This is a genomic window from Flavobacterium sp., from assembly GCF_044361015.1.
GTDB lineage: Bacteria > Bacteroidota > Bacteroidia > Flavobacteriales > Flavobacteriaceae > Flavobacterium.
Genome location: NZ_JBIKJL010000065.1, coordinates 1 through 10,033 on the forward strand (window position 1 = coordinate 1; position 10,033 = coordinate 10,033).

The window sequence follows — 10,033 nt, forward strand, 5'->3', positions numbered from 1 at the left end:
CAATACTCATGCCAAAGTTATCTTTTTTGAACCATTTGCCCTAATTTATTTTCTTACATTTGAAAGATGAAAGAAAATGAATCGCTTTTTATGGTCATGCTGGGAGCTACTCCACCGGGAAGATTGACTGAACAACATGATATATTTTTTGGTATTGGCGAAAGTTTAAAGGCATTAATTCCCGATATGAAAGCCTTTTGGCCGGAAGCAAAAGGAAGAATTCATATTGATGCTTGGCGTAAAGTATCTTTTGTAGACAGTTTCAAAATTGAAGTGGTTTCGCACGAAGAAAATTTATCCAATCCGAAAAAATTATTTTTCATTAACCTTGGTGGTTATAAAGAAAATGAGTTTGAAGAATATCATTACAAGGTATTAACTGTTGCGAAAAACAAAGCCGAAGCCATTAAAAAATCCAAACAAACAACTTTTTACAAACATTGCGGTTTTAAGGGAGCTACTTCTCATATTGATGACAAATACGGTGTAGATGTAGATGATATTCATGAAATTGAAGATATTTTATCACCACAATTTAAAGAAAAATTCCAATTGAACGTTTCTAAATCCGAATCCAATCAAGAAGATGTCCTGGAAATTGGTTATTTAAAAATTGATAAATTGCTGAAAGATGGGAAGAAACAATCCGAAAAACATCAAAATCCACAACGACAAATTGCATAAGGAACAAGCAAAAAAGAAAGAGAAAGAATTGGCGAGAAAGGAAAAGTTGAAGGCGATTGTTCGGAAGTTTAATAATAATGAAAATGAAACCACTAACTAATTAAATCATAAATATGAAAAATTTACTTTTAATAGCCTTGACAATTTTCAATATTTCATTCAGTATTGCCCAAGATAAAACGACAATTGAAAAAGAAGCCGCAGACTTAGCCCAAGAACAATTGGACGCCTACAACAAACGAGATATTGAAGCGTTTTTGAAACCCTACAGCGAAAATGTAAAAATCTATGCATTCCCTGATCAACTGTTGTATGAAGGTAAAGCTAAAATGCGTAAACAATATACTTCCATGTTCAACCAATTGACGGATTTGAATTGTAAATTAGTTAACCGAATTGTGTTGAATAATAAAGTGATTGACCACGAAGAAGTTGTTTTTGTAAAATCGCAACCTGTAATTTTTGCGATTGCAATATATACGATTACGGATGGGAAGATTAGTGAGGTGAGGTTTATGCAGTAATCAATTTCCTTGTAACCTTACCCATAATTTTCCCAACAATTTTTTGGCTTGTGCCCTATTTTTATTCGGCAATTCTGTTGCTTTGATTTCACCATTTTCTTTAGTAATTTGATAACTAAAGGAAAAATGCATGTCATTTTTATCCGTATTCATCACTCCAAACCGCAAATCATTAAAAAACAGTTGATTTTCTTTTTGTGTGATGCAATACCAACCTTCTGAAATTCGTTTTAATTGTTCAATAACGGCGGCATCTTCAATGTTACTTATCAATTCGTTTTGGGTGGGAATGAATTGGAATTGAATCGGTTTTGTATCAAAAAAAGAATAATCACCAATGTAATAGCCGTTTTCCACTTTTACGTTAGTGGTCCACAAAATTATGTTGAAAGGCGATGGTTTTACAACAATTTCTTGGTAACTAATTTTGTTTAGATCCAATTGTTTTTCAAATTTTTGCAAGACAATTGATTGGACAAGTAACGTGAAAAACAAATATGAAGTACTTACGATCAATCCGGTTCTGTTCCAAAATCTTCTCTTTTGGTCTAGTCTGCTTTTCTTCATCGAAAGAATTAGAAACAGCAAGAAAGGTAATGTATACAAAGGATCAATCACAAAAATGGACTGCAGTGAAAACCTTGTTTCCAATGGCCAAAGCAATTGCGTTCCCCAAGTTGTGAATAAATCGAGTAAGGAATGCGTTTGCAAAATTAAAAAGGAAAACAACGTAGCTTCTTTAAAATTTACTCCTTTTTTATGTGCTACTTTCTGTAAAATCCAACCTAAAATTGGTGAAAGAAAAAGAAAAAATAAAGTGGAATGACTAAATCCACGATGAATATCAGTAGCGGTTAATGGATCTAAAAACTTTCCGTAAAGTACATCCAAATCGGGTATGGTACCTATGATTGCTCCGTAAAGAATGGCTTTGTTACCAATCTTTTTGCCAAGCACTTCATTGCCAACAGCTGCTCCTAATACAATTTGAGATAAAGAATCCATAATTAATTCATTTCTCCTTCATAATATCCTGAAATAATTACCATATCACCATTCAAAGGAATTACTGCCTGAATATTTTGAAAATCCAATCGATATTCTGTGTTTGACAAAACGGTTTCTTGAACCGTAGATCCTGCCAAACTATAGGCTGTAGCTCCTTTTACATACGATCCTTGGGCAAATAACACTTCCCCTATTACACCAATTCCAAATTCATATGAGCCATTAGGTGCACTACTTGAAGTTAGAGGAAAATTAACTTTAAAGTTTATAGCTTGATAACTTGACGTTCCTGCTGTACCTTTTGTTAAACTAAAATCCATTGCTCCATCTCCAGGCATACTTGCAGTTGCATTAGAAACGGTTGCATTGGTTGGAATAAATTCAACACCGTCTGCAATAATGTTTGAATCAAAATCCAGCGAATCACTATCTGAGGATTCACATGCTGTGAAAAGTATTACTGAAACTAATACGAGAAGAAACTTTTTCATAAGTGATTTTTTTGTAAAAATACAAAGCCGAATTTAATAAAAAGAAAAAACCTTCCATTTCTGAAAGGTCTTGAACATCTTAAACTTTATATAATAAATTACATATTCCTTCTGTATTGTCCTCCTACTTCAAACAATGCAGCTGTAATTTGTCCCAACGAACAATATTTTGTAACTTCCATCAAACGTTCAAAAAGATTTTTGTTTTTAATAGCAGCCTCTTGTAATTCATTCAGCAATTCTGCTACTTTTTGCTCGTGTAATTGATGCAGCGTTTGCAACGTATTGATTTGGAATTGTTTTTCTTCCTCGGTGGCACGAATCACTTCTCTTGGCACAACTGTTGGCGAACCTTTGGAGCTTAAGAATGTATTAACCCCAATAATTGGAAATTCTCCCGTGTGTTTCAATGTCTCGTAATACAACGATTCTTCCTGAATTTTAGAACGTTGGTACATGGTTTCCATCGCTCCTAAAACCCCACCGCGTTCGGTAATTCGATCGAATTCTTGCAAGACCGCGTCTTCCACTAAATCGGTTAATTCTTCGATGATGAACGAACCTTGGATTGGGTTTTCGTTTTTAGCTAAACCTAATTCTTTATTAATAATCAATTGGATTGCCATCGCACGACGAACGGATTCTTCGGTTGGTGTGGTGATGGCTTCGTCATACGCATTGGTGTGCAACGAGTTACAGTTATCGTAAATGGCATACAAGGCTTGCAACGTGGTTCGGATGTCATTGAAATCAATTTCCTGAGCATGCAACGAGCGTCCGGATGTTTGGATATGGTATTTCAACATCTGGGCTCTTTCGTTGGCTCCGTATTTATTTTTTAAGGCTTTTGCCCAAATTTTTCTTGCCACGCGACCAATCACAGCATATTCCGGATCGATTCCGTTAGAGAAAAAGAAGGATAAATTGGGCCCGAAATCGTTGATGTTCATACCGCGACTCAAATAATATTCCACGTAAGTGAAACCATTGGCCAAAGTAAATGCTAATTGAGTGATTGGATTGGCCCCTGCTTCCGCAATATGATAACCTGAAATAGAAACCGAGTAGAAATTTCGAACGTTCTTTTGAATGAAATATTCCTGCACATCTCCCATCAATCGAAGTGCAAATTCTGTTGAGAAAATGCACGTATTTTGTGCTTGATCTTCTTTTAAAATATCGGCTTGAACGGTTCCCCGAACCTGAGCCATTGTTTTGATTTTAATATCGTTATAGATTTCCAAAGGAAGCACTTGGTCTCCCGTAACTCCTAACAACATCAAACCTAAACCATTATTTCCGTGGGGAAGTTCACCGTTATAAGTGGGTTTTGCAAACCCTTTTTTCTTGTAAATTTCGTTGATTTTTTCTTCAACCACCACCTGTAAGTTATTCTCAATGATGTATTTTTCACAATTTTGGTCAATCGCCGCATTCATAAAAAAGCCTAAAAGCATTGGAGCCGGACCATTGATAGTCATACTCACAGACGTCATCGGGTGACTCAAATCAAAACCGGAATATAATTTTTTTGCGTCGTCTAAACAGCAAATAGAAACACCTGCATTACCAATTTTTCCGTAAATATCCGGACGTAAATCAGGGTCATTTCCGTATAAAGTTACCGAATCAAACGCTGTTGATAAACGTTTTGCGGGTAAACCTGCACTCACGTAGTGAAAACGTTTGTTGGTTCGCTCCGGCCCGCCTTCTCCGGCAAACATTCTTGATGGATCTTCTCCTTCTCTTTTAAACGGATACAATCCGGATGCAAAAGGAAATTCTCCGGGTACGTTCTCTTGTAAATTCCATTTTAAAATATCGCCCCAAGCTTGGTATTTGGGTAACGCTACTTTCGGAATTTGTGAATGCGATAGTGATTCGGTATGTGTATCAATATTGATTATTTTATCACGAACTTTAAAACTGTAAACCGGATTTTTGTATTTGTTTACTTTTTCGTCCCACGTTAAAATGATTTCCCAGTTGAATGGGTCCAAATTCATTTTAACACGGTCGAATTCTTTGGTTAGTAAAGATAAAAACTCTCTGTTATTTTCAGACTGAGCTTGCTGAAGAGCTTCTTCATTCAGACCAAATTTAGTTAAACCTAGTGCCGGAATATGTCCAACTGATTCAATGGTTTTGTAAATGCCGTATAATTTCTGAGCTACCTCTACTTGGGTTAAAACTGTCTCGTCGTATTTGCGATTATTCTCTGCAATTTCAGATAAATATCGTGTTCGATGCGGCGGAATGACGAATATCTTTTCGCTCATTTCGCGTGTGATTTCGAACGTAGACTGTAAATCCACTTCTGTTTTTTCGACGATTTTGTCCATCACTTTTTTGTACAGTGTGTTCATTCCCGGATCATTGAACTGCGAAGCAATCGTCCCGAAAACCGGAAGCGAATCTAAATCGGCATCCCAAAGATTATGGTTTCGTTGGTATTGTTTTTTCACATCGCGAAGTGCATCGAGCGAACCTCTTTTGTCGAATTTGTTGATGGCGACTAAATCGGCAAAATCAAGCATATCGATTTTTTCCAATTGTGTGGCGGCACCAAATTCAGGTGTCATCACATACAACGAAACATCAGAATGCTCGATGATTTCCGTGTCACTTTGACCAATGCCGGAAGTTTCCAAAATAATGATGTCATATTTTGCAGCTTTCAACACTTGAATCGCTTCGGCTACATATTTTGATAAAGCTAAATTCGATTGACGCGTAGCCAATGAACGCATGTAAACTCTGGAGTTATTAATTGCGTTCATTCGTATTCTATCTCCTAACAAAGCACCGCCGGTCTTTCTTTTGGATGGATCAACCGAGATTAAACCAATTGTTTTTTCAGGAAAATCAATTAAGAATCGACGAACCAATTCGTCAACTAACGATGACTTTCCGGCTCCACCGGTTCCGGTAATTCCCAAAACCGGAATTTTTGATGTTTCATTCTTTTTGTGAATGGCATCCAATGTTTCTTTGGCAATATCCGGAAAATTTTCTGCTGCCGAAATCACTCGGGCAATCGAACGTGGATTTTTATCTTCCAAATGTTTAGCTTCTCCGTTCAAAACATCACCAACCGGAAAGTCGGCTTTTTGAACCAAATCATTAATCATTCCCTGCAATCCCATGGCACGACCGTCATCCGGCGAATAAATTCGAGTGATTCCATACTCGTGCAGTTCCTTGATTTCTTCGGGAAGTATCACTCCACCGCCACCACCAAATATTTTGATATGTTCTGCTCCTTTTTCTTGCAGCAAATCATACATATATTTGAAATATTCGTTGTGTCCCCCTTGGTAGGAAGTCATCGCAATTGCATTAGCATCTTCTTGAATGGCGGTGTTCACAACTTCTTCTACACTTCGATCATGACCCAAATGAATGACCTCAACTCCGGTTGCCTGAATAATTCGACGCATGATATTAATAGCGGCATCATGACCGTCAAAAAGTGAGGCTGCAGTTACGATTCTTACTTTATTTTTAGGAATATAAGGTGTTGCTTGTTCCATTGCTAAAAAAATGATGTTTTTGAGGGTGCAATTTACGGAATTAATAAAAAATAATATGTTTTTTTTGTTTCAAGATTCAGGTTGATATTTTGAACACAGATTTTGAAAATTGGAGGAATTTTGAAAATTTGTTATGAAAAAGGATGACTTCAAACTTGAAACCTGAAACTTGAAACTTTTAACCTCCAAGAATCAATAAGGCATGCTATTTGCCTACTTTTAAATCTGAATAGTATATACCATCAAAAAATCGTTACTCCTAATTACCGCTTGTACCTTTTTAGGTTGTGCAGAAATGCAACAAATTGTTGACCAACTGCCACAAATAGGTTCAATTTTGAGTAATGCCGATATTGCCAAGGGCCTAAAAGAAGCATTGAATCAAGGAATCGACAAACAAGTTACTAAATTGACGCAAACGGATGGTTTCTATAAAAATGAAGCAGTAAAAATTCTCCTTCCTGAAGAATTAAAAAAAGTAGACGCAAAATTGCGAGCATTAGGGTTGTCAAATTTGGCAGATGAAGGTTTGAAAGTAGTAAACAGAGCAGCGGAAGATGCTGTCAAAGAAGGTACTCCGATTTTTGTTGATGCGGTAAAACAGATGACTTTTACCGACGCAAAAAATATATTGTTGGGAGATGACAGTGCTGCCACGAGTTACTTGCAGCGAATAACTTCAACAGCTTTGTATTCAAAATTTAATCCGATCATCAAAAACTCATTTGCAAAAGTGGGTGCATATAAAGTGTGGACCAATATTATAACCAAAAACAATTCTATTCCATTGATTACAAAAATCAATTCCGATTTAACAGATTATACAACCAATAAAGCGATGGATGGTGTTTTAAAAATGATAGCTGTAGAAGAAAAACAAATACGTACTAATTTGAATTCCAGAAGTTAAGATATTTTAAGAAAGGTTTTTGCATTACAAGATGGAAAATAGAAAAAAGACTATCCATTAAATCAGTCTTAAAAATTTAATAATCAATAACATATATATAACAAAGGCTTAACACTATAAGCTAACAATTCTTCTGATATTTGCATCTATAAAAAAGTTTGTTTGGTTAGGTTAGTTATTTTTAGATTAAAGTCAGTGTTTGAGACCACTGACTTTTTTTTATGCTTTTGATTTTAAAAACGAGATGACTGCTTTGTTAAATTGGTTGGGTTGTTCCACATTGACTACATGACCACAATTTTCAATCACAAATAAATTTGAAGATTTGTAGTGTTTTTCAACAACTTGTCGAACAGAGGGTAAAAACATATAATCTTCTTCTCCCATTACATAAAGGGTTGGAATATTGATTTCTACCTGACGAAACCACTTTAAAACCGGGTTTATTTCAGCCGTTAATTTAAACCATTTGATAAATTCTTTCTGGTATAATTTTTTGGCTTCATTGATAAAAAGTAAACGTGATTGTTTGTGATTTTTTTTAGGCATAATCATAAAAGCAAAAAATTTATATAATACCAAATAAGGTAAAACATATTTGAACATATTTCCCAATCGCATCAAAATTTGAGAACGAAAATTCATTTTTAAAATTGCTCCACCCATAATCATCGATTTCACCCTTGAAGGATGCATTTCTGCCAATTGTCTTATTACAATTGTACCTAACGAAATTCCAACAAAATGAGAAGCTTCAATTTTCAAATGGTCAATCACTTCGATCACATCATGAGCAATTGATTTAAAAGTATATTTTTTTTGAAAACCATCTTTTAAACTTGGTTTAGATTCACCATGACCGCGTAAATCTAAGAGTAAAACATTGAAATATTTTTGAAATTCGCGAATCTGTTTAAACCAAATAGAGGAGCTTCCTCCTGCTCCATGAACAAAAGTTACCCATTCCGTACTCGAATCGTTTTTATAAATGCTATACGATATCAATTTTTATATCTTTTAGACAAAAGTAACATTTTAATTGACATTTCCAATCTTAACAAAATTCATTGAAATAGTACAGTTTTGAAATTGCATACTTGCAAAAAATTTCACCCCAATGAAAGGCGTTTTTAAAGAAAATAAAGAAATAAAATATCTGAAAGCAGAGTTCAAAACTTTTGTTGAAAAGAAACAAACAAAAGAATCTAAAAGAATAATAAAAACAAATAATATTCTTCAAGAAACTTTAGTTTTAGAATAAGTTGAACTATAATTTTTGATGTAATTTTTTAAAGTATTCGAACGCTTTTCCAAGTCGGCTTCCATGCCATGAAAAATATTCACCGTCTACGAAAATGGTTTTGGCTTGTTGTGTAAAACGTCCAATTTCAAAAGCATGTTCGTCTTTAAACGGAAAAGGTTCTGATGATAAAAACACTAAATCAGGGTCGCCTTCCATTCGTATCTTTTTCAATTCGATTTCCGGATATCGTCCTTTTTGTTCATAAATATTTTTATAATGATTTAGTTTTAGTAATTCATTAATAAACGTCTCTTTTCCTGCCACCATATAAGGATTTGCCCAAATAAAGTAGGCTACTTTTTTCACCGGTTTGTCTTTTATAAAGTTTTGAAAATCTTGGAAAGTAAAATTGATTTTATCCATCCACTTCTGAGCTTCGGTACGTTTATTAAAAAGTTGCCCAAAATCGGCTATCATCTGGAAATTATCTTCAAGAGTAATGACGTTGGTCACCCAAACCGGACAAATAGCACTCAATTCTTCAACCATTTCAAGTGTATTCTCTTCTTTATTGGCAATGATAATATCGGGGTGAAGTGCCCGAATTTTATCAAACTTCACTTGTTTAGTTCCGCCAATAATTTGTTTTGTTGCTTTAAAATGAACTGGATGCACACAAAATTTTGTAATACCCACAATTGCATCTTCTAACCCTAAATCATATAATAATTCTGTTTGCGAAGGAACCAACGAAACAATTCTCTTGGGAGTATTTTCAAATCGATGAAGTGTTCCGAGTTGGTCACTGAAGGTTTTCATTGAATGAATGAGCTAGAACTTTTTCAAAATCCCTTCCATCTCATTTTGCAATTTCAACGATTCATCTCTTGCTTTTTCTGCAAAATCCAAACCATTGGAAGCATAAATAATTCCACGGGAAGAATTGATTAACAATCCTACATTGGAATTCATGCCGTACTTACAGACTTCTTTCAAACTGCCGCCTTGCGCTCCAACACCTGGTACTAACAAAAAGCTATCGGGAACAATTTTTCTTATTTCTGTTAAGTACTCCGCTTTTGTCGCACCAACTACATACATCAAATTCTGACTGTTTTTCCATGTCTTCGAGGTTTCCAGTACGTATTTGTACAATTCCTTTCCGTCCGAAAGTTTAGTTTGAAAATCAAAAGCCCCTTCGTTGGAGGTTAAAGCTAAAACGATGGTGTGTTTATTTTCAAATGCTAAAAACGGTTCTACAGAATCTTTTCCCATATAAGGAGCAACGGTAACAGAATCAAAGTTTAAATCTTCCAAAAAAGCTTTGGCATACATGGTTGAGGTATTGCCAATATCGCCTCGCTTGGCATCGGCTATTGTGAAAATTTCAGGATAATTTGAATTGATGTATTCAATCGTTTTTTGCAACGATTGCCAACCTTTCAAACCATAGGCTTCGTAAAAAGCGGTATTGGGCTTATAAGAAACACACAAATCATGTGTCGCATCAATAATGGACTTGTTGAATTCAAAAATCGGATCATCTGTCTGTAAAAGATGCTGTGGGATTTTAGTCAAATCAACATCCAAACCAATACATAAAAATGATTTTTTCAGTTGAATTTGTTCAATGAGTTGTG

General features: G+C 35.1%; 10 protein-coding genes. 4 read left to right on the forward strand and 6 right to left on the reverse strand.

Going from position 1 to position 10,033, the window contains the following annotated elements; translation table 11 throughout:
* Nucleotides 1–66: 66 nt before the first annotated feature.
* Both ACIQ2Z_RS11565 and ACIQ2Z_RS11570 read left to right on the forward strand, forming a co-directional pair.
* Nucleotides 67–684 (forward strand): DUF1543 domain-containing protein, encoded by a 618-nt coding sequence (locus ACIQ2Z_RS11565; protein ID WP_396184307.1) that lies wholly within the window; start codon nt 67–69, stop codon nt 682–684.
* Between the two features lie 113 nt (nt 685–797).
* On the forward strand, nt 798–1,208 hold the full coding sequence (locus ACIQ2Z_RS11570; protein WP_396184308.1) for a nuclear transport factor 2 family protein: 411 nt from the start codon (nt 798–800) through the stop codon (nt 1,206–1,208).
* On the opposite strand, the gene ACIQ2Z_RS11575 is transcribed toward ACIQ2Z_RS11570, so the two are convergent.
* The 3 genes from ACIQ2Z_RS11575 to ACIQ2Z_RS11585 all read right to left on the reverse strand — a co-directional run bounded on the left by ACIQ2Z_RS11575 (nt 1,209) and on the right by ACIQ2Z_RS11585 (nt 6,240).
* The gene (locus tag ACIQ2Z_RS11575; protein ID WP_396184309.1) at nt 1,209–2,213 is read right to left on the reverse strand and encodes a metal-dependent hydrolase; all 1,005 of its coding nucleotides are present in this window, start codon (nt 2,211–2,213) and stop codon (nt 1,209–1,211) included.
* Nucleotides 2,214–2,215: 2 nt separating this feature from the next.
* Nucleotides 2,216–2,707, reverse strand: coding sequence for a hypothetical protein (locus tag ACIQ2Z_RS11580; protein ID WP_396184310.1), 492 nt, complete (start codon nt 2,705–2,707; stop codon nt 2,216–2,218).
* A 98-nt stretch (nt 2,708–2,805) separates the two neighbouring features.
* A complete protein-coding gene (locus ACIQ2Z_RS11585; protein WP_396184311.1) occupies nt 2,806–6,240 on the reverse strand; it encodes a methylmalonyl-CoA mutase family protein in 3,435 nt (1,144 codons plus the stop codon).
* A 241-nt stretch (nt 6,241–6,481) separates the two neighbouring features.
* On the opposite strand from ACIQ2Z_RS11585, the gene ACIQ2Z_RS11590 reads away from it, so the two are divergent.
* Nucleotides 6,482–7,150, forward strand: coding sequence for a DUF4197 domain-containing protein (locus tag ACIQ2Z_RS11590; RefSeq protein WP_396184316.1), 669 nt, complete (start codon nt 6,482–6,484; stop codon nt 7,148–7,150).
* Between the two features lie 219 nt (nt 7,151–7,369).
* On the opposite strand, the gene ACIQ2Z_RS11595 is transcribed toward ACIQ2Z_RS11590, so the two are convergent.
* On the reverse strand, nt 7,370–8,155 hold the full coding sequence (locus tag ACIQ2Z_RS11595) for an alpha/beta fold hydrolase (protein WP_396184312.1): 786 nt from the start codon (nt 8,153–8,155) through the stop codon (nt 7,370–7,372).
* Nucleotides 8,156–8,267: 112 nt separating this feature from the next.
* Here ACIQ2Z_RS11595 and ACIQ2Z_RS11600 point away from each other — a divergent pair, with 112 nt between their 5' ends.
* Nucleotides 8,268–8,411: a hypothetical protein gene (locus ACIQ2Z_RS11600; RefSeq protein WP_396184313.1), complete on the forward strand. Its 144-nt coding sequence runs from the start codon at nt 8,268–8,270 to the stop codon at nt 8,409–8,411.
* A gap of 6 nt (nt 8,412–8,417) precedes the next feature.
* On the opposite strand, the gene ACIQ2Z_RS11605 is transcribed toward ACIQ2Z_RS11600, so the two are convergent.
* Together ACIQ2Z_RS11605 and pyrF are read right to left on the reverse strand one after the other, a co-directional pair.
* Nucleotides 8,418–9,212, reverse strand: coding sequence for an ABC transporter substrate-binding protein (locus ACIQ2Z_RS11605; RefSeq protein WP_396184314.1), 795 nt, complete (start codon nt 9,210–9,212; stop codon nt 8,418–8,420).
* A gap of 12 nt (nt 9,213–9,224) precedes the next feature.
* Nucleotides 9,225–10,033: orotidine-5'-phosphate decarboxylase (pyrF, locus tag ACIQ2Z_RS11610; protein ID WP_396184315.1), on the reverse strand; the 809-nt coding region annotated here is incomplete at its 5' end.